Source organism: Pseudogulbenkiania sp. FW507-F1 (assembly GCF_058781125.1).
Map to the genome: position 1 here is coordinate 224,646 of NZ_JBYSWM010000001.1, position 18,429 is coordinate 243,074.

Below are 18,429 nucleotides of genomic sequence, written 5' to 3' on the forward strand. Positions count from 1 at the left end.
CATGTCCTACCAGAACTTCTTCCGCGACGTCGACGCCCCGCTCGCCGACAAGATCGACGGCCTCTCCAAACTGATGTACCAGCTGCGCGAAAGCCGCCGCGAAATCCTGGCGCGCTACGCCGTCGACAGCGAGGAGGCCTTGCTCGACGCCATCCACGGCGCGCGCCTGGCGGAACACCCGGCTTATGACGATTACCTGTCTGCCCGGCAATTGCAGCAGCAATTTTTGGCAGTGCGCGATGAAATGACACTCAGCCTGGAGAAAGCATGAAAAGCGCCGTTGATTACGAAATGCTGCGCGACGCCATTATCGACGACTACGGCGAAATACTGGCGCGCGATATTATCCTCTACCAGGATGCCATTAATCTCGAGTTATTAAATGGAACGTTGCTGGAAATCAAAGCGGCGTCGGATCGGGAGTATTGTTTTCTCTGGCAAGCCGGCGACCATGTGCTGCGCCTCGACACCGCGCCGCTGCATCCCGAACTCGCCACCTTTCCGCACCATCTGCACGATGCCGCCGGCACCCTCCGCGCCGACCCGCTGACCGTGCCGGGCCGGCCGCTGGTGGACAACGTGCGGCCGCTGCTGGCCGCGCTGCAGCACGACCCGCTGCTGGGCTACTGCGCGGCCGGCGCCTGAAGCGACGACGCACGCCACACGGCACGCCCCCTCACCCCGGCCCGCCCCTGCGCGGCGCCGGCGACATAAAAAAACGGCGGCCGGAGCCGCCGTTCGCTACCGTCTGGACGCGCCGAGATCCGCGTCCGGAGCGGCTCACGACACCTTGGACACCATGAAGTCCACCGCTGCCTTGACGTCGGCATCCGACAGCGCGCTGTTGCCGCCGCGTGCCGGCATCGCGCCCTTCTCGCCGGTGAAGCCTTCCAGCGCATGCTTGTACAGGGTGTCCTTGCCCTGCGCCACGCGTGCCTGCCAGTCGCCCTTGTTGCCGAGCATCGGCGCGCCGGCGGCACCGGTCTGATGGCACATCACGCAGGTCTTCTTGAACACATCCTCGCCCGCCTTCAGCGCCGGATCGGCCGCCGCCGTGGTGGTCGCGGCAGGTGCCGCCGCCGGAGTCGCCGCCGCCTGGGCGGTACTCTCGGCTGCCGCCTCTTTCTTGCCGCAGGCCGCCAGCGTCACCAGGCTCAACAGGGCCAGAACCAGAACCTTCTTTTTCATGCTTATCCCCTTAATTCGGAAACCGAAAAAATCGACAGCACTATTTTACCCGCTGCCTGCCGCATTAAAACCGCGGCAAGACGGTTTCTTTTAAAGGCTTGATGCGCGTCAATTCCAGCGCGGGGTCAAAAGGATTGCAATAGCGGCGAATTTCAAAATCATAAAACACGTTATTTCAGTACACTTGGAGTAAAAATTATGGCGAAGGAAGAATCCGTGTCCGACCTCAGCCGCCGCCAGTTCCTCGGCACCTCGACCATGCTGGGGCTGGCGGGCATCGGCCTGAGCGCCGGGCTCAGCGCCTGCAAGGACGGCGGCGCCCAGGCGGCCGCCGACAGCAGCGCAGGCGCCGCGGCGACGGCACCGGCCCACGGTGCCGGGCACAACCCGCACAAGCTGCCCGGCCAGCTCGACGACTACTACGGCCTGTGGTCCGGCGGCCACTCCGGCGAGATGCGCGTGCTGGGCCTGCCGTCCGGGCGCGAAATCAAGCGTATCCCGGTGTTCAACATGGACTGCATGGTCGGCTGGGGCATCACCAACGAATCCAAGGCCATCCTCGGCACCAAGCCGGACGGCACGCCCAAGTACATGGTCGGCGACACCCACCACGTGCACGCCTCCTACGCCAAGGGCACCTACGACGGCCGCTACGCCTGGGTCAACGACAAGATCAACTCGCGCCTGGCGCGCATCCGCCTCGACACCTTCGAGTGCGACAAGATCACCGAACTGCCCAACGTGCAGGGCTTCCACGGCATCTTCCCGGACAAGCGCGACCCGGTGGACCAGAACGTCGACCACACCACGCGCGTGTTCTGCGGCAGCGAATTCCACATCCCGCACCCCAACGACGGGCGTGATCTCGAATCGCCGGAGAAATACGGCACGCTGTTCACCTGCGTCGACGCCGAGACCATGGAAGTGCGCTGGCAGTGCAAGATCGACGGCAACATGGACCTGGTCGCCACCTCGTACGACGGCAAGCTCGCTGCCTCGAACCAGTACAACACCGAGAACGGCATCCACTACGAAGACATGATGTCGGCCGAACGCGACGCCTGCGTGTTCTTCAACATCGCCCGCATCGAGCAGGCGGTAAAGGACGGCAAGTTCAAGACCGTCGGTGATTCCAAAGTCCCGGTGGTGGACGGCACCAAGGCTGCCAACGCCGACCCCAAGACCGCGCTCACCGCCTACGTGCCGGTGCCGAAGAACCCGCACGGCGTCAACGCCAGCCCGGACGCCAAGTACTTCATCTGCGCCGGCAAGCTGTCGCCGACCGCCACCGTGATCGAACTGGAGAAGGTGCTGGCCTGGTTCGACGGCAAGCTCGATGACATCAAGAAGACCATCGCCGCCGAAGTGGAACTGGGTCTGGGCCCCTTGCACACCGCCTTCGACGGCCGCGGCAACGCCTACACCACGCTGTTCCTCGACTCGCAGATGGTGAAGTGGAACGTCGCCGAAGCGATCAAGTTCTACGGCGGCGACAAGAACGCCAAGTACGTGGTGGACCGCCTCGACGTGCAGTTCCAGCCCGGCCACACCAACGCCTCGATGTCGGAAACGCGCGAAGCCGACGGCCAGTGGCTGGCGGTGGGCTGCAAGTTCTCCAAGGACCGCTTCCTGCCGGTGGGCCCGCTGCATCCGGAAAACGAGCAGCTGGTCGACATCAGTGGCGACAAGATGATCCACGTCGCCGACCACCCGGTGTACTCGGAGCCGCACGACTTCATCATCGTCAAGCGCGACAAGATCAAGACGCGCCAGGTCTACAACCTGGACGACTTCCCGCTGGCCCTGAAAGATCCGAAGGAAAGCCGCGTCGAGCGCCACGGCAACAAGGTGACGATCCACCTCGCCTCGCAGGCGCCGGCGTACAGTCTGAGGGAATTCAAGGTCAAGAAGGGCGACGAGGTGACAGTGATCCTGACCAACCTCGACAAGGTGGAAGACCTCACCCACGGCTTCGCCATACCGAAGTACAACGTCAACTTCATCGTCAACCCGCAGGAGACCAAGTCGGTCACCTTCAAGGCAGACAAGCCGGGCATTTACTGGTGCTACTGCACCCACTTCTGCCACGCGCTGCACCTGGAGATGCGCTCGCGCCTGATCGTCGAGCGCTGATCCGGCACTCACCCCTTGCAACGAAGCGTTTCGGGAAGGCCTGCGGCCTTCCCGCTTTTTTTTGCCGCGCCGCCCGCTCAGTGCGGCGCCGGCGGCGCCGGTTTTTCCACCGGCAGCCCCGCCGCCACCCAATCGTCGAAACCGCCGGCGATGGAACGCACCGTGCAATAGCCCATCTGCAGCAGCGACAGCGCCGCCAGCGCGGCGCAATTGCTGGTCTGGCAATACAGCAGCACCGGACGCTGGCGCTTGGCCCACTCCGGCACCGCCTCCAGCCTGAATTCCAGCACGCCGCGCGGCAGGTTGAGCGCGCCGGGCACATGGCCGGCGGCGTACTCCGCCGGCTCGCGCACGTCCACCACCAGCACGCCGTCCGGCCGCCACGTCGCAGCCTCGGCCAGCGGCAGCTCGACGATGCGGCTACGCGCCTCCCGCACCAGATCGTGTGCGCTTCTCATCGCTTCGTCCTCTCGGCTTGTGAGGGAGGAGGTTCTCGATCACAACCTGAATGATAGCCAGCGGCGGCGCCGCTCGCCGCCCGGGACAGGCCCGAGCACGCAAGGGCAAAGAAAACGGCCCACGCCGGGGCGTGGGCCAAACACTTGGAGCGGGGTGGCGAACCCCGAGTACCGACAGCTTAGTACGCGCTGGCGAGGCCGGGAATGCGACCGATTGCCGCAGCCACCGGCACCAGGTTGGCCGAAGCCTCAGGCGCGCACCAGGCGCGCGATCAGCCCGCCCTCGGGGTGGTTTTCCAGCTCCAACGCGAGGCCGTGCAGTTCCGCCACGCGCTCGACGATGGAGAGCCCGAGGCCGCTGCCGGGCTGGCTCTGCCCCGGCGGGCGGAAGAAGCGCTCGCGCACCCGCTCCAGCCATTCGGCGGAAATGCCCGGACCGGTGTCGCGCACCGCGACGTGGTCGGCGGCCAGCACCAGCGTCACCGTGGCGCCGTCCGGCGAGTAGCGGATGGCGTTGTCGAGCAGGTTGCGCAGCAGCAGCCCGACCAGGGTTTCGTCGCCGGAAAGCGGCAGCACCTCGGCGTCGGGGACGCTCTGCTGCAGTTCGACGCCAATGCCGCGCTCCGCGGCGACGTGCCGGGCCTCCTCCAGCGCCCGCGCGGCGATCGCCTGCCAGCGCAGCGGGGCGAGGTGGGCCGGGGTCTGCAGCGGGTCGAGCCGCGACAGCGCCAGCAGTTGCTCGGTCAGCCGCGTGGCGCGGTCGATGCCGAGCGTGAGCTGCCCCAGGGCGTGCTGCCGTGCCTTGGTGGTGGTGCTCAACTGCGCCACCTCGGCCTGGACCCGCAACGCCGCCAGCGGGGTGCGCAATTCGTGCGCGGCATCGGCGGTGAAACGGCGCTCGCGCGACAGCATCTCGGCGCCGCGCGCGATCAGCCCGTTCATGCCGTCGATCAGCGGCGTCAGTTCCGAGGGCACCGCGCGCGACAGCGGGGTCGGGTCGTCCGGGGTGCGGTGCTGCAGTTCCTCGCGCACCCGTTCCAGCGGCGCCAGCCCCCGCGCCACGCTGCGCCACAACAGGATCAGCAACACCGGCACCATCAACAGCCAGGGCAGCCATTGCGCCACGAGCAGGCCGCGCACCACCTCCCAGCGCTCCTTGAACTCCTGGGCCACCGCCACGCTGTAGTGGGCGTCGCTGAGATAGAACACGCGCCAGTGCTTGCCTTCTTCGGTATCGAGCGTCAGGAAGCCGGAATACCCCGGATGGGGACTCAAGGCCAAGCCTTCGCCGTCGCTCATCAGCAGTTCGCCGCCGGCGTTCCACACCGCCAGCGCCATGTGGTCGACCTCGCCCTCCTCGCCGTGCTCGTAGGGCGGAGCGGGACGGGTAAAGGCGCGCGAGGAATAGAGCAGCTGCTGGGCGAACAGGCGCTGCTGGCCGTCGTACTGCTCGTTGACCTCGTGCCAGGCGGCGTAGCCGGAGATGCCGGTGGCCACCAGCCACACCAGCGGCACCACCAGCATGATCATGCGCATCAGCCGGCCGCGCAGGCTCGGCGGTGTCTTCACTCCTCGTCCCCCAGGGTGTAGCCGATGCCGCGCACGGTCTTGATGAAGCCGCTGCCGAGCTTCTTGCGCAGATGGTGCACGTGCACCTCGACCGCGTTGCTGTCGAGTTCCTGGTCCCAGCCGTACAGTTTCTCCTCAATCAGGCTGCGCGGCAGCACGCGCCCCTTGCTGACCAGCAGCAGCTCGAGCAGCGCCAGCTCGCGCGCGGTCAGCTCCAGCGGCTCGCCGGACAGGGTGGCGCGGCGCGCCACCGGGTCGAAGCTGAGCGCGCCATGCAGGTAGAGCGGCCCGCTCTGGCCGTGGCGGCGGCGGATCAGCGCGCGCAGCCGCGCCGCCACCTCGGCCAGCGCGAACGGCTTGACCAGGTAGTCGTCGGCCCCGGCGTCGAGCCCCTTGAGCCGTTCCGGCAGCGCGTCGCGCGCGGTCAGGATCAGCACCGGTTCGCTGCGCCCGGCGCGGCGCCAGGCGGCCAGCACCTCCATGCCGTCGAGACCGGGCAGGCCAAGGTCGAGGATCACGGCGTCGAAGGGCGCGCCGGAGAGCGCCGCCAGGCCGGACTTGCCGTCGCGGAACCAGTCCACCACGAAGCCCAGCTGGCCGAGCCCGGCCTTGAGTCCGTCGGCGATCATGTCGTCGTCTTCAATCAGCAGAATGCGCATGGCGTGCTCCGTCGCAAGGGTGGTCCATCAGGCGCTTCAGCGTGCACTGTCGCGCACCGGGCGCACCTTGATCCCGGTCACCATGGCGCGCACCAGGTTGACGCGCGAGAGCCGGCTCATCAGCAGCGCCGCCAGCACGTGCAGGCCGACGCACGCGGTCAGGGTATTGGCCAGCGCCTCGTGCAGGTTCTCCAGCCACTCCTCGCCCCAGTAGGCGTCGGTGCCCATCAGGTAGCCGGTCACGCCGAGCGCCAGCACCAGCGCCATCAGCGCCAGCATCATCAGCGCGCCCAGCGGGTTGTGGCCGGGGTGGTGGTCGTCCCGCCCCTGGCGCAGCAGGCGCCAGTGTTCGGCCAACCTGGACGGGGTCGGGAAGAAGTCGGCGAAGCGCGCGTGGCGGCTGCCGATGAAGCCCCACCCGATGCGTGCCAGCACCAGCGCGGCGGCGGCGTAGCCGACCCAGCGGTGCGGCGGATCGCCCTCCTCCAGCAGCAACAGATTGGCCAGGATGCCCCCGGCCAGGGCCCAGTGGAAAAAGCGCACGAAACGATCCCATACCCTGATGGTTTCGTACTGTACGGTGTGGTTCATGCTCGGCTCCCCACAAACAAAAAGGCCGCAGGCGCGGCCGGGGTGTGATCCGTCTTGCGGACTCAATCCTGGATTTCGCTCTTCACCGGCTTGCCGGAGACGGTATCGTAGTAGATTTCCACTTTCTTGCCGTCCTTGTTCTTGCCGTAGAGCTCGTAGCAGTTGCCGTCCACCTTGAATTTCTTGATCTGGTAGCCTTCTTTCACCAGCTTCTGCTTGAAATCGGCTTCCTTGATCCACTGCTCCTTGGGGTGCTGCTCGCACTTGGCGGCGGCAAAGGCGGCAGGCGCGGCGACGGCGGCGATCAGGGCGGTCAGAACCCATTTTTTCATGACAGTTTCCTCGAGTTGACGGTGGGGGGTAACGACGTGATGGCAGCCATTTAAGCCACCGCAACTTAACCGCACATTAATCGCGGCCATTATCCCGCCACTGTGGCGCGGCTGTCACACAGCCGTCACCGGACGCTCACCACGACGTCATGTTGGCGCGGCACCATCGGGTTGTCTTCCGGACCGGGATACCGCCACATGTCGCCCACACTCCAGCAAACCGCCCCCCGCCGCTACCGCGCCATCTGGATTTCGGACGTGCACCTCGGCACCTCCGGCTGCCGCGCCGAACACCTGCTCGACTTCCTGCGCCACCACGACGCCGACTACCTCTACCTGGTCGGCGACATCGTCGACGGCTGGCAGCTGCGCAAATCCTGGTACTGGAAGCAGAGCCACAACGACGTGGTGCAGAAGATCCTGCGCAAGGCGCGCAAGGGCACCCGCGTGGTGTACGTGCCGGGTAACCACGACGAGGCCGCGCGCCAGTACGGCGGGCTCGACTTCGGCGGCATCGCCATCCGCCAGGAGGCCGAACACCACACCGCCGACGGCAAGCGCCTGCTGGTGATCCACGGCGACGAGTTCGACGGCGTGATCCAGTACGCCAAGTGGCTGGCCTATCTCGGCGACAACCTGTACACGCTGATTTTGCAGCTCAACCGCGGCTACAACTGGGTGCGCAGCCAGCTCGGCCTGCCCTACTGGTCGCTGTCGCAATACCTCAAGCACAAGGTGAAGAACGCGGTGAACTTCATCAGCGACTTCGAACAGCTGCTGGCCGGCGAGGCGCGCCGGCGCGGCTTCGACGGCGTGGTGTGCGGCCACATCCACAAGGCCGAGGTGAAGGACATCGACGGCGTGCTGTACGGCAACTGCGGCGACTGGGTGGAGAGCCTGTCGGCGCTGGTGGAGCACGCCGACGGCCGGCTCGAAGTGGTGTACTGGACCCAGCTGCTCGGCAAGCCCGCCCAGGCCGCCCACAGCACCGAAGCCGCGGCTTCGGCCAACCTTGAACCCGCCCCGGAGGCCACATGCGCATCCTGATCGTCACCGACGCCTGGCAGCCCCAGGTCAACGGCGTGGTCCGCACGCTGACCGAGACCGTGCGCGAACTCGAAGGCTTCGGCCACGACGTGGAAATGATCACGCCGCTCGAGTTCCGCACCCTGCCCTGCCCGACCTACCCCGACATCCGCCTGTCGCTACGCCCCTACCGCGGCGTCGCAGCGCGCATCGCCGGGTTCGCCCCGCACGCCGTCCACATCGCCACCGAAGGCCCGCTCGGGCTGGCGGCACGGCGCTACTGCCTGCGCCACGGCCTGGCCTTCACCACCGCCTACCACACCCGCTTCCCCGAATACATCCAGGCGCGCAGCCGGCTGCCGCTGGGCATCAGCTACGCCTGGATGCGCCGCTTCCACAACGCCGCGCGCGCCGTGATGGTGCCGACCCCGTCGATCGCCGCCGACCTCACCGCGCGCGGCTTCACCAACGTGGTGCTGTGGAGCCGCGGCGTCGACACCGCGCTGTTCACCCCGGGCGAGCGCGACCGGCTCGACGAATCGGCCCCGCCGCGCTTCGTCTACATCGGCCGGGTGGCGGTGGAAAAGAACATCGAGGCCTTCCTCAAGCTCGACCTGCCGGGATCGAAATGGGTGGTGGGCGACGGCCCGCTGCTGGCGCGACTGAAAAAGGACTACCCCGAGGTGTACTTCGCCGGGGTGTTCCCGCAGCACGAGTTGGCGCGCTTCTACCGCGCCGGTGACGTGTTCGTGTTCCCCAGCCTCACCGACACCTTCGGCCTGGTGCTGCTGGAAGCGATGGCGTGCGGCACCCCGGTGGCGGCCTACCCGGTGGCCGGGCCGCTCGACGTGGTCGGCGACAGCGGCGCCGGCGTGCTCGACCACGATCTGCGCCAGGCCTGCCTGCAGGCGCTGCAGATCGACCGCGCCCACGTGCGCCGGGTGGCGGAAGGCTACTCGTGGACGGCGGCGGCGCGCCAATTTGAACGCCACCTGCACCCCAACGCCGCCGGCCTGGCGCAGCCGCAGCAGGCGCTTAGCGAAAGCCGTTAAAAGAACTTGCCCCAGCCGTAACGAGGGCTATAGTGAGTACAGGACATCACAAGGAGGGCAGCGGATGCGTCATCGGCTAAAAATCGGTTGCTTTGCCTTGTTTCATCGCGCCCTGCAAAAAGCGGGCAGTGCCGGTCGGCACTAAAATCGGACCGGCTTCATTCTGCCCAAGGGTGCTACCAGCATCGCTTCCCGATGCAGGAACCCCGAAACAACCGGTTATGCCCAGGCGTTTAATCGAGAGAAAGAACAGACGACTTAATCCAGCAGTCAAGGAATGAGGTTGCCGGTAAAGCAGCCGCATTTCGGGATACCCGCAAGGGTTTGTCGAAACCGCTTCCAATGTAGCCAGATGTTCCGTTTGGAAGCATGGTGTTGTTGACCGTTCTTTATCCCTTTATACCGTTTTGGCAGGTAGACCTCGCTCACACTCCCCCCTCAGTGCATGAGGGCTTGGGTGTGAGGCAGTTAAGGTGTGGAGTAGCAGTAACATCATCGTTGACTGTTTCATTGTGTATCCACTGATCTTTACGTCGTAGCAGAGGGCGCACCCACAGGGGCGCCCTCTTCCGTTTTCTCCCGTCCTTGCCCCGGCCCCATCGCACCCGCTTGACCCAGCGCAAGCTCCGCCCCCTTTTGTCTTGCCCTTCCTCCCGCGCGCGCTAAGGTGGAGAGAGACAAACCGAGCGGAGAACACCATGCGACAAAAACACTGGTTGAGCGGCCTTTGCGCCCTGCTGCTGGCGGCCTCGGTCGGGGCACAGCCCTGGCAGGCCGGCCCCGACAACACCCCGGGCTGGAAGATGATGACGCCCGAGGAGCGCAGCGAGCACATCAAGACCATGCACTCCTTCACCTCGCTGGAGGCCTGTCAGGCCTACCTCAAGCAGCACCGCGACCAGATGCAGCAGCGCGCCAAAAGCCGCCACATGCGCAGCCTGGGCCGGATGCGGCACGACCCATGCCAGCAGATGAAGGCGATGGGGCAGTTCAAACCTGCCCCCTGACCCCGGCGCTCAGCGCCAGCGCGCCGACGGTGGCAGCGGAATGAACTCGGTCTCGCCCGGCACCGCCGGGAAGCGGCCCTGCTCCCAGTCGTCGCGCGCGGTAATGATGGCTTCGCGGCGGCTGGAGACGAAGTTCCAGTGCAGGTAACGCGGGCCGTCGAGCGGCTCGCCGCCCAACAGCATCAGCCGCGCCTCCTCGCCCGCCTGCAGCCGCACCGTCACTCCCGGCTCCAGCACCGCCAGCTGCCCGGCCTCGACGCGGGTTCCGTCCAGCGTCAGCCCGCCGGACACCACGTACACCGCGCGCTCCTCGGCCACGGCGTCCAGCGACCACGCCGCCCCGGCGGCTAGCCGTGCCGCCGCGAACAGCGTGCCGGAATAGCAGTGCACCGGCGAACGCAAACCAAACGCCTCGCCCATCAGCAGGTGCAGCCAGACACCGTCGGCCTCCTGCTGCGGCAGTTGCGGTTCCGGGTAGTGGCGGAACTCCGGCGCCATGTCTTCCAGCGCCTTGGGCAGCGCCAGCCACATCTGCATGCCCTCGACCGCCACGCCTTCTGCCCGGATATCCTCCGGCACCCGCTCGGAATGGACGATGCCGCGCCCGGCCGCCATCAGGTTGACCGCGCCCGGCTCGATGCGCTGCACGCTGCCCAGGCTGTCGCGGTGCATCATCGCCCCGGAAAACAGGTAGGTCACCGTGGCGAGCCCGATATGCGGGTGCGGCCGCACGTCGCCGGCGGTGGTGGCCGCGGCAAAATGCGCCGGGCCCATGTGGTCGAGAAACACGAACGGCCCGACCGCCTGCGTCACAGGGGCCGGCAGCAGGCGCTGTACCGGAAAGCCGATATCGGCGACGGCGGGGTCGATCAGGTAACGAATGGCACTCATGGCATTTTCCCTTCCGTATGACGGATCAAGAGCCCGTTCCAGCAGGCGGACGAGCCAAAGCAGCGTGAGGGCCGCCGGTGCACGGCAACCGGCATGACCACGGAGGACATGAGGAGTCCGTAGCGCCGGGCGAATCACTGCCAACACTCACGCGGCAAAGGCGCCGCCGCCTGATGGCATAGGCTAAAAGCGGCCGTGGCGGAAATCGTCGATGGCGGCCTCGACTTCCTCGCGGCTGTTCATCACAAACGGCCCCCACTGCGCGATCGGCTCGTGCAGCGGATGGCCGGCCACCACCAGCAGGCGGGCGCCAGCGGCGCTGGAGAGCGCCACCCCCTCGCGTCCCGGATGGTTGTCGAGGATCGCCATCTGCCGCTCGTGCACCTCGCGGCCGTGGCCACCGACACCGGCCGTACCCTGGTAGACGTAGACGAAGGCATTGTGACCGTCCGCGATCGCCACCTCGTGCATGCAGCCGGCAGGCAAGTGGATGTCGAGGTAGAGCGGCAGCGTCACCGGCCGTTCCACCGCCCCGGCCACGCCGTCGGCAGCACCGGCGATCACCTGCACCTCGGCGCCGCTGGCGGCGGTATAGCGCGGGATCGCGGCGGCCGGAATGTCGCGGTAGCCCGGCGTGGTCATCTTCTGCTGCGACGGCAGGTTCAGCCACAGCTGGAAGCCGTGCATCAGGCCGTCCTCCTGCTCCGGCAGCTCGGAGTGCACGATGCCGCGCCCGGCGGTCATCCACTGCACCCCACCCGAGGCCAGCACGCCTTCCCCACCGCTGCTGTCGCGGTGGCGCATGCGCCCGGCCAGCATGTAGGTCACCGTCTCGAAGCCGCGGTGCGGATGGTCCGGAAAACCGGCGATGTAGTCGTTCGGATCGTCCGAGCGGAACTCGTCCAGCATCAGGAAGGGGTCGAGGCGGTGCTGCAGATCCTGCGTCAGCACGCGCAGCAGCTTGACACCGGCGCCATCCGACACCGCCATCCCCTGCACCAGCCGCTCGACGTCGCGGCTGGCAAACGTGGTGGAAATCATCGATCTATACCTCTCAAGCAATAACGGGATCAACGTGCCGACTTGGCGGCGCCCAGCGCCCCCGGGAACGCCAGCAACAGCAGGCCGCCGGTGATCGACAGGTTCTTCATGAACATGATCATCTGGATCTGATCGGCAAAATGGGTGTGGAAGATCAGCGCCGACACCAGGGTGAAGCCGGCCAGGGCCAGGGCCACCCAGCGCGTGAACAAGCCGGCCACCAAGAGCAGGCCACCGCCCAGCTCCACCAGGATCACCAGCGGCAGCAGCGCCCCCGGCACCCCCATCGCCTGCATGTAGCCTTGGGTTCCGGCGTAGCCGGTAACCTTGCCGAAGCCGGAAATGATGAAGAGCTGCGCCAGCAGCACGCGGGAGGCGATCAGAGCCAGTTTATCCATGACATTCTCCTGTGGGGGGTCAAGCACGGAGACATTCCGTGTTGGTGTGCTGCATTATTGGCATGATTTTTTTGATTAAAAAGCGCAAAATTAAGCGCAGAAACAACCAAATTTTCGATATATGAATTTTCCCCGTACCTCGCTGGAACAATGGCGCGTACTGCAGGCCATCGTCGAACACGGCGGTTTCGCCCAGGCTGCCAGCGCGCTGAACCGCAGCCAGTCGGCCGTCAGCTACAACGTGGCGCGGCTGCAGGAACAGCTCGGCGTCAGCCTGCTGGAGGCGGAAGGACGGCGCATGAAGCTGACCGCCGCCGGCGCCGCGCTGCTGCGGGAAGCCACGCCGCTGATCGAGGCCGCGCTGCGGCTGGAGGCGCGGGCCCGCGCGCTGGACGCCGGCTGGGAGGCCGAGGTGCGGCTGGCGGTGGACAGCCTGTTCCCCACCGACGCCTTGCTGTGCGCCCTGGCCGGTTTCGCCGGCCACTGTCCCGACACCCGGCTGCAGGTGCACGAGGTGGTGATGTCCGGCGCCGACGACGCGCTCTACGCCGGCGCGGTAGAGCTCGCCATCGTCACCCGCGTTCCCAGCGGTTTCATGGGCGACTGGCTGATGGACGCCACCTTCGTCGCCGTGGCCGCGCCCGGGCACCCCCTCCTGGCGGCGGGGCACCGGCTGGGCGAGGACGACCTGCGCCGCTACCCGCAGGTGGTGGTGCGTGACTCCGGCACGCGCCAGCCGCGCGACGAAGGGTGGCTCGGCGCCAGCCAGCGCTGGACCGTGAGCAGCCCGCACACCGCGCTCGACGTGGTCAGCGCCGGTCTGGCCTATGGCTGGCTGCCGGAACACCGCATTCGCCAGCCGCTCGCCCACGGCCTGCTGTGCCCGCTACCGCTGGCGCAGGGGCAGCAGCGCAAGAGTTCGCTCTACCTGGTCAACGCCGCGGCCGAGGCGGCCGGGCCGGCCACGCGCTATCTCGCCGAGGGCTTGCGCCAGGCGGTGCAACAGCACCTGCAACAACAACTACAACAGGTTCCCTCCACGCAACAAAACAGCGACATGGCATAAGCACCACGATTCACCACTTTGTCGGCAATATCACGCCCGGAAACGGCAAAAATTCGTGGAAAAACTGACATATATCATTTTTCTATAAAAACATAAGATATCAGTACAAAACAGTTATAGCGCAAAGGTGTAGAATGCCGCTCATTCTTCTCTTCATGTTTTGACGGACTGGCACATGGCGACTCTGACTTCCGAAAAAGTCCTTAGCGTTCACCACTGGAACGACACCCTTTTCAGCTTCACCTGCACCCGCGATCCGGGCCTGCGCTTCATCAACGGTCAGTTCGTGATGATCGGCCTGGAAGTCAACGGCAAGCCGCTGATCCGTGCCTACTCCGTCGCCAGCGCCAACTGGGAAGAGCACCTCGAGTTCTACTCGATCAAGGTGCCGAACGGCCCGCTGACCTCGCGCCTGCAAGGCATCAAGCCGGGCGACAGCGTGGTGATCTCCGGCAAGCCGACCGGCACCCTGGTGCAGGACAACCTGCTGCCGGACGCCAAGAACCTGTACCTGTTGTCCACCGGTACCGGTCTGGCCCCGTTCATGTCCATCATCAAGGACCCGGAAGTCTACGACCGCTACGAAAAGATCGTGCTGATCCACGGCGTGCGCTGGGTGAGCGAGCTGGGCTACTACGACTACATCACCAAGGAACTGCCGGAGCACGAGTACCTGGGCGAGCTGGTCAAAGAAAAGCTGATCTACTACCCGACCGTGACGCGCGAACCGTTCCACAACCAGGGCCGCCTGACCGACCTGATCCTGAACGGCAAGCTCGCCGCCGACATCGGCCTGCCGCAGCTCAACCCGCAGACCGACCGCGCCCTGCTGTGCGGCAGCCCGGCGATGCTGGAAGACACCTGCAAGCTCCTCGACAACCTGGGCTTCAAGGAATCGCCGCGCATGGGCGAACCGGGCGACTACGCCATCGAGCGCGCCTTCGTCGAGAAGTAAGCCAAATCCCTCGGGACTCCCGACAAAAACAGCCCAGTCCGGTTTACACCGGCTGGGCTGTTTTTCTTGGAACTTAATCCTCCTCCTGCTCCGCCTTGTACCCCGCCGCCAGCCGCTGCTGCACCTCCTGCGGCACGGTGTCGTAGTGGCTCAGCTCCAGCGAGTAGGCCCCCTGCCCGGCCGTGATCGACTTGAGACGGCCGGCGTAGCCTTCCAGCTCGGCCAGCGGCACCTGGCCGCGGATCAGCGTCAGCCCCTGCGCCAGCGGCTCGGTCCCGCCCACCTGGCCGCGCCGGCCGGTGAGGTCGCCCGCGAGATCGCCGAGCCGGGCCTCGGGCGCGGTAATCTCGATCGCCACGATCGGCTCCAGCACGATCGCGCCCGCCGCGCGCAGCGCCGCCAGCATCGCCCGCCGCCCGGCGGCCTGGAAGGCGACGTCCTTGGAATCGACCGAGTGGCTCTTGCCGTCGTACACCGTGACCTTCACATCCTCCACCGGGAATCCCGCCAGCGGCCCGGCGGCCAGTACCGAGCGCACGCCTTTTTCCACCGAGGGGATGAATTGCCCCGGGATGACGCCGCCCTTCACGGCGTCGACGAATTCGAAGCCGGCGCCGCGCGGCAACGGCTCGATGCGCAGGAACACCTCGCCGAACTGGCCGGCACCGCCGCTCTGCTTCTTGTGACGATGGTGACCCTCGGCGGGCCGGGTGATGGTTTCGCGGTAGGGCACGCGCGGCGGCCGGGTCGCCACCTCCAGCTTGAAGCCGCCGGCCATGCGGTCGAGCAGGTAGCGCAGGTGCAGCTCGCCCATGGCGCGCAGCACCGTCTCGTGGGTGGCCGGGTGGTAGTCGACCTTGACGCACGGGTCCTCCGCCACCAGGCGCTGCAGCACCTCGGTGATGCGCTGCTCGTCGCCACGCCGCTTGGGCTCGATCGCCAGGCCCTGCATCGGCACCGGGAACGCCAGCGGCTTGAGATGGATGTGATCCTCGTCGTGCGAGTCGTGCAGCACCGCGTCGAACTCGATCTCGTCGACCTTGGCCACGGCGCCGAAGTCGCCGGGGATCAGCCGCTCGACCTCGTCGTAGCGCTTGCCCTGCAGGCGCAGCAGGTGGCCGACCTTGAACGGCTTGCGGCCGTCGCCGACGAACAGCTGGGTATCGCGCGTCACCGTGCCCTGGTGCACGCGGAAGATGCCGAGCTTGCCGACGAAGGGGTCTATCACCACCTTGAAGACGTGGGCGAGCACGTGGCGCGCCGGGTCGGGCTCGGAATGGAAGGCCAGCGCCGCCTCGCCCTCGCCCTTGTAGAACAGCGGCGGGTTGCCCTCGGTGGGGTTCGGCGCCAGCCGCGCCAGCACGTCGAGCAGCTCGGCCACGCCGGCGCCGGTCCTGGCCGAGACGAAGCAGAGCGGGATCAGATGCCCCTCGCGCAGCGCGCGCTCCAGCGGCGCGTGCAGTTCTTCCGGGGTGACCTCGCCCTGCTCCAGGTAGCGCGCCATCAGTTTCTCGTCGACCTCGACCACCTGGTCGACCAGTGCCTGGTGCGCCTCGGCCACCGACGAGAAATCGGCCGTGCCGGCCGGGGTGAAGAAACAGTCGACCACGCGGCGGGCGCCGTCGGCGGGCAGGTTGAGCGGCAGCACCTCCCGACCGAAGGCCTCGCGCAGCTGGGCCAGCAGGCCCGGCAGGTCGACGCGCTCAGCGTCGATCTTGTTGACCACCAGCATGCGGCACAGGCCTCGCTCCCCGGCCCACGCCATCATGCGGCGCGTGGTGAGTTCGATGCCGTTTTGCGCGTTGACCACCACCAGCGCCGTCTCCACCGCCGCCAGCGCCGAAATCGCCTGGCCGATGAAATCGGGGAAGCCGGGGGTGTCGAGCAAGCGGATTTCGGCCCCGTCGTGCTGAAAATGCACCAGCGCCGAACTCAGCGAGTGACGGTAGTCGCGCTCCAGCGGATCGAAATCGCACACCGTGTCTCCCCGTTCCACCGTCCCCGCCGCGGTGATCGCGCCACTCTTGTGCAGCAGCGCTTCGGCCAACGTCGTCTTGCCGCTATCGCCCTGCCCGACCAGGGCGACCGTGCGGATGGCTTCGACCGGGTAATTCGACATGACCGTCTCCTCGCATACGAATGCTCGAAGTATAGACATGTCATGGGGTGGTGCAGGCGGCGAAGGGGCCGGCAAGGACTGGGGGCGACAGGGAGCGGTATCGGCGTTGGCGACGCCATCTTCATGATGACAGCCTCACCAGTGACGTTACGCTTGACCGACACCATGCTGATCGATGGCGATAAACCCCCTGGACGTGATGCATCCCAAATCGGTCGTCGTGCTACGGGGCGACGCCCGCTTGGAACCGAACACCACACAACTTCCTGCCAATCCGTGGCAGCATGGCGGGATTCACCATCCGGAATTCTCACTGTGTCCCGTGCCGAACGTCTGCTGCAACTGATGCAAGTCTTGCGCCGCCACCGCTATCCGATCAGCGGCGCCGCCCTGGCGGCCGAACTCGGCATCAGCCTGCGCACGCTGTATCGGGACATCGCCTCGCTACAGGCGCAAGGCGCATGCATCGAGGGTGCGCCGGGTGTCGGCTACGTGCTCCGCCCCGGCTTCCTGCTGCCGCCGCTGATGTTCTCCGAAGAGGAGATCGAGGCCCTGGTGCTGGGCTCGCGCTGGGTGGCGAAGCAGGCCGATACCCCGCTGGGCGAGGCGGCGCGCAACGTGATCGCCAAGATCGCGGCCGTGCTGCCGCCCGAGTTGCGTCACGAACTCGACACGTCGGCGCTGCTGGTGGGGCCGGCCGAACCCGCGCCGGCCGGCGAGGTGGATTTGGCCGCCATCCGCCGGGCCATCCGCAGCGAACGCAAGCTGGAAATCCGCTACCGCGACCTCCAGGACCAGGAGTCGGTACGGATCGTCTGGCCTTTCGCCCTCGGCTTCTTCGAACGCGTCCGCGTCGTCGCCGCCTGGTGCGAGCTGCGCGGAGCTATCCGGCATTTCCGCACGGACCGGATCGTGAGCCTGGCGGTCTCGGAAACACGCTATCCCCGCCGCCGCCAGGCCTTGCTGCAAGCGTGGCGGCAGAGCGAAGGCATCGTCCCGTCTTAGCGCATTGGCTACTGACAGAATCTGTCAGGGGTGGCGTCTACGATGCCTTGCAACAGGCCCGTGCCGCGCGAATGGTTCGCCGGCGACGGCCTTGTCGCAGACCTTCGGAGAACCGCCATGATGCACCCCAACTTTGTGATCCTGTACGTCGACAACCCCGCCGCGAGCGCCGCGTTCTACGCCGCATTGTTCGACCGTCAGCCCGTCGAGGACTCCCCCACGTTCGCGCTGTTCGCCTTCGCATCCGGCGCCAAGTTCGGGCTGTGGTCGAAACACACCGTGGAGCCTGCCGCCAACACCGGTGGCGGTGGCACCGAGCTGGCCTTCGCGGTGAGCGGCGACGAGGCCGTCGACGCCCGCCATGCCGAATGGAGCGGGCGCGGACTCGAGATTCTGCAAGCGCCGGTCCGCATGGACTTCGGCTATACCTTCGTCGCCCTCGATCCCGACGGGCACCGGCTGCGCGTGTTCGCCCCGAGCGCACCGTGATGCGCCGCTGCTGGATCGCCGTCGCCTCCGCCGAGCATGTCCGCCGGGGCCGTGCCGAGGGCTTCATGCAGGTGTGCCACGGCAAGGCCGCACCGTTGCGCCGCCTCCGTCCGGGCGATTGGGTGGTCTATTATTCGCCCACCGAGCACTTCGGCGGCAGCACCCCGCTCAGGGCATTCACGGCGATCGGCACGGTGCGGGACGGCGAGCCGTATCAGGTGGACATGGGCGACGGCTTTCTGCCGTTCCGGCGCGACGTCCGCTGGCTCGCCGCGCAAGAGGTCCCGATCATGCCGCTGCTCGATCGACTGGCGTTTTCGGCGGGCAAGCGCAACTGGGGCTACCCGTTCCGCTTCGGGCTCGTCGAGCTTGCCGAGCCCGATCTGCGGCTCATCGCGGCGGCGATGGGGGCGGTTTTGGCGGAGTGAATCCCAGAGTGGGGAGCTCGGC

The 18,429-nt window shown here is 66.8% G+C and carries 22 protein-coding genes; 11 read left to right on the forward strand and 11 right to left on the reverse strand.

Annotated features, from left to right (window positions below; genetic code table 11):
* The first annotated feature begins 1 nt into the window (after position 1).
* Both AC3WG5_RS01055 and AC3WG5_RS01060 read left to right on the forward strand, forming a co-directional pair.
* A complete protein-coding gene (locus AC3WG5_RS01055; protein WP_482584042.1) occupies positions 2 to 271 on the forward strand; it encodes a hypothetical protein in 270 nt (89 codons plus the stop codon).
* Positions 268 to 645, forward strand: coding sequence for a toxin-antitoxin system TumE family protein (locus tag AC3WG5_RS01060; protein ID WP_492567472.1), 378 nt, complete (start codon positions 268 to 270; stop codon positions 643 to 645). The genes AC3WG5_RS01055 and AC3WG5_RS01060 overlap by 4 nt, the downstream gene beginning before the upstream one ends.
* A 135-nt stretch (positions 646 to 780) precedes the next feature.
* Here AC3WG5_RS01060 and AC3WG5_RS01065 read toward each other — a convergent pair whose 3' ends face one another.
* On the reverse strand, positions 781 to 1,188 hold the full coding sequence (locus AC3WG5_RS01065; RefSeq protein ID WP_482584040.1) for a c-type cytochrome: 408 nt from the start codon (positions 1,186 to 1,188) through the stop codon (positions 781 to 783).
* Positions 1,189 to 1,386: 198 nt separating this feature from the next.
* Here AC3WG5_RS01065 and nosZ point away from each other — a divergent pair, with 198 nt between their 5' ends.
* Positions 1,387 to 3,321 (forward strand): TAT-dependent nitrous-oxide reductase, encoded by a 1,935-nt coding sequence (nosZ, locus tag AC3WG5_RS01070; protein ID WP_492567473.1) that lies wholly within the window; start codon positions 1,387 to 1,389, stop codon positions 3,319 to 3,321.
* Positions 3,322 to 3,398: 77 nt separating this feature from the next.
* Here the strand turns inward: nosZ and AC3WG5_RS01075 are convergent, their stop codons facing one another.
* From AC3WG5_RS01075 to AC3WG5_RS01095, 5 genes are all read right to left on the reverse strand, one after another.
* Positions 3,399 to 3,779, reverse strand: coding sequence for a rhodanese-like domain-containing protein (locus tag AC3WG5_RS01075; protein WP_492567474.1), 381 nt, complete (start codon positions 3,777 to 3,779; stop codon positions 3,399 to 3,401).
* A gap of 249 nt (positions 3,780 to 4,028) precedes the next feature.
* Entirely contained in the window at positions 4,029 to 5,348 is a 1,320-nt protein-coding gene (locus tag AC3WG5_RS01080) for an ATP-binding protein (protein ID WP_492567475.1), read from the reverse strand.
* Positions 5,345 to 6,007, reverse strand: coding sequence for a response regulator (locus AC3WG5_RS01085; RefSeq protein WP_008952355.1), 663 nt, complete (start codon positions 6,005 to 6,007; stop codon positions 5,345 to 5,347). The genes AC3WG5_RS01080 and AC3WG5_RS01085 overlap by 4 nt, the downstream gene beginning before the upstream one ends.
* Positions 6,008 to 6,043: 36 nt before the next feature.
* The gene (locus AC3WG5_RS01090; protein ID WP_482584036.1) at positions 6,044 to 6,598 is read right to left on the reverse strand and encodes a cytochrome b/b6 domain-containing protein; all 555 of its coding nucleotides are present in this window, start codon (positions 6,596 to 6,598) and stop codon (positions 6,044 to 6,046) included.
* Between the two features lie 62 nt (positions 6,599 to 6,660).
* On the reverse strand, positions 6,661 to 6,930 hold the full coding sequence (locus AC3WG5_RS01095) for a PepSY domain-containing protein (protein ID WP_482584035.1): 270 nt from the start codon (positions 6,928 to 6,930) through the stop codon (positions 6,661 to 6,663).
* Between the two features lie 198 nt (positions 6,931 to 7,128).
* Between AC3WG5_RS01095 and AC3WG5_RS01100 the strand changes: the two genes are divergently transcribed.
* Together AC3WG5_RS01100 and AC3WG5_RS01105 are read left to right on the forward strand one after the other, a co-directional pair.
* Positions 7,129 to 7,977 carry a UDP-2,3-diacylglucosamine diphosphatase gene (locus tag AC3WG5_RS01100; RefSeq protein WP_014088471.1) on the forward strand — a complete coding sequence of 283 codons (849 nt, stop codon included), beginning with the start codon at positions 7,129 to 7,131 and terminating at the stop codon, positions 7,975 to 7,977.
* Positions 7,965 to 9,008: a glycosyltransferase family 4 protein gene (locus AC3WG5_RS01105; protein WP_492567477.1), complete on the forward strand. Its 1,044-nt coding sequence runs from the start codon at positions 7,965 to 7,967 to the stop codon at positions 9,006 to 9,008. Before AC3WG5_RS01100 ends, AC3WG5_RS01105 begins: the two co-directional genes overlap by 13 nt.
* A gap of 76 nt (positions 9,009 to 9,084) precedes the next feature.
* On the opposite strand, the gene AC3WG5_RS01110 is transcribed toward AC3WG5_RS01105, so the two are convergent.
* Positions 9,085 to 9,312: a hypothetical protein gene (locus tag AC3WG5_RS01110; protein WP_148283001.1), complete on the reverse strand. Its 228-nt coding sequence runs from the start codon at positions 9,310 to 9,312 to the stop codon at positions 9,085 to 9,087.
* Between the two features lie 394 nt (positions 9,313 to 9,706).
* On the opposite strand from AC3WG5_RS01110, the gene AC3WG5_RS01115 reads away from it, so the two are divergent.
* The gene (locus tag AC3WG5_RS01115; protein ID WP_492567479.1) at positions 9,707 to 10,015 is read left to right on the forward strand and encodes a hypothetical protein; all 309 of its coding nucleotides are present in this window, start codon (positions 9,707 to 9,709) and stop codon (positions 10,013 to 10,015) included.
* 9 nt (positions 10,016 to 10,024) lie between these two features.
* On the opposite strand, the gene AC3WG5_RS01120 is transcribed toward AC3WG5_RS01115, so the two are convergent.
* The 3 genes from AC3WG5_RS01120 to AC3WG5_RS01130 form a co-directional block, all read right to left on the reverse strand.
* Positions 10,025 to 10,906 carry a pirin family protein gene (locus tag AC3WG5_RS01120; protein WP_492567480.1) on the reverse strand — a complete coding sequence of 294 codons (882 nt, stop codon included), beginning with the start codon at positions 10,904 to 10,906 and terminating at the stop codon, positions 10,025 to 10,027.
* A 183-nt stretch (positions 10,907 to 11,089) separates the two neighbouring features.
* Positions 11,090 to 11,947 carry a pirin family protein gene (locus tag AC3WG5_RS01125; RefSeq protein WP_492567481.1) on the reverse strand — a complete coding sequence of 286 codons (858 nt, stop codon included), beginning with the start codon at positions 11,945 to 11,947 and terminating at the stop codon, positions 11,090 to 11,092.
* A 29-nt stretch (positions 11,948 to 11,976) separates the two neighbouring features.
* Positions 11,977 to 12,345: a DoxX family protein gene (locus AC3WG5_RS01130; protein ID WP_492567482.1), complete on the reverse strand. Its 369-nt coding sequence runs from the start codon at positions 12,343 to 12,345 to the stop codon at positions 11,977 to 11,979.
* Between the two features lie 121 nt (positions 12,346 to 12,466).
* On the opposite strand from AC3WG5_RS01130, the gene AC3WG5_RS01135 reads away from it, so the two are divergent.
* Together AC3WG5_RS01135 and AC3WG5_RS01140 are read left to right on the forward strand one after the other, a co-directional pair.
* Positions 12,467 to 13,411: a LysR family transcriptional regulator gene (locus AC3WG5_RS01135; RefSeq protein ID WP_492567483.1), complete on the forward strand. Its 945-nt coding sequence runs from the start codon at positions 12,467 to 12,469 to the stop codon at positions 13,409 to 13,411.
* Between the two features lie 175 nt (positions 13,412 to 13,586).
* Positions 13,587 to 14,366 carry a ferredoxin--NADP reductase gene (locus AC3WG5_RS01140; protein ID WP_008952345.1) on the forward strand — a complete coding sequence of 260 codons (780 nt, stop codon included), beginning with the start codon at positions 13,587 to 13,589 and terminating at the stop codon, positions 14,364 to 14,366.
* 73 nt (positions 14,367 to 14,439) lie between these two features.
* On the opposite strand, the gene fusA is transcribed toward AC3WG5_RS01140, so the two are convergent.
* A complete protein-coding gene (gene fusA / locus AC3WG5_RS01145; protein WP_492567484.1) occupies positions 14,440 to 16,485 on the reverse strand; it encodes an elongation factor G in 2,046 nt (681 codons plus the stop codon).
* Positions 16,486 to 16,800: 315 nt separating this feature from the next.
* On the opposite strand from fusA, the gene AC3WG5_RS01150 reads away from it, so the two are divergent.
* The 3 genes from AC3WG5_RS01150 to AC3WG5_RS01160 all read left to right on the forward strand — a co-directional run bounded on the left by AC3WG5_RS01150 (position 16,801) and on the right by AC3WG5_RS01160 (position 18,407).
* Positions 16,801 to 17,490 (forward strand): helix-turn-helix transcriptional regulator, encoded by a 690-nt coding sequence (locus tag AC3WG5_RS01150; protein ID WP_492567485.1) that lies wholly within the window; start codon positions 16,801 to 16,803, stop codon positions 17,488 to 17,490.
* Positions 17,491 to 17,607: 117 nt separating this feature from the next.
* On the forward strand, positions 17,608 to 17,979 hold the full coding sequence (locus tag AC3WG5_RS01155) for a VOC family protein (protein ID WP_492567486.1): 372 nt from the start codon (positions 17,608 to 17,610) through the stop codon (positions 17,977 to 17,979).
* On the forward strand, positions 17,979 to 18,407 hold the full coding sequence (locus AC3WG5_RS01160; protein ID WP_492567487.1) for an EVE domain-containing protein: 429 nt from the start codon (positions 17,979 to 17,981) through the stop codon (positions 18,405 to 18,407). Before AC3WG5_RS01155 ends, AC3WG5_RS01160 begins: the two co-directional genes overlap by 1 nt.
* Positions 18,408 to 18,429 lie beyond the last annotated feature (22 nt).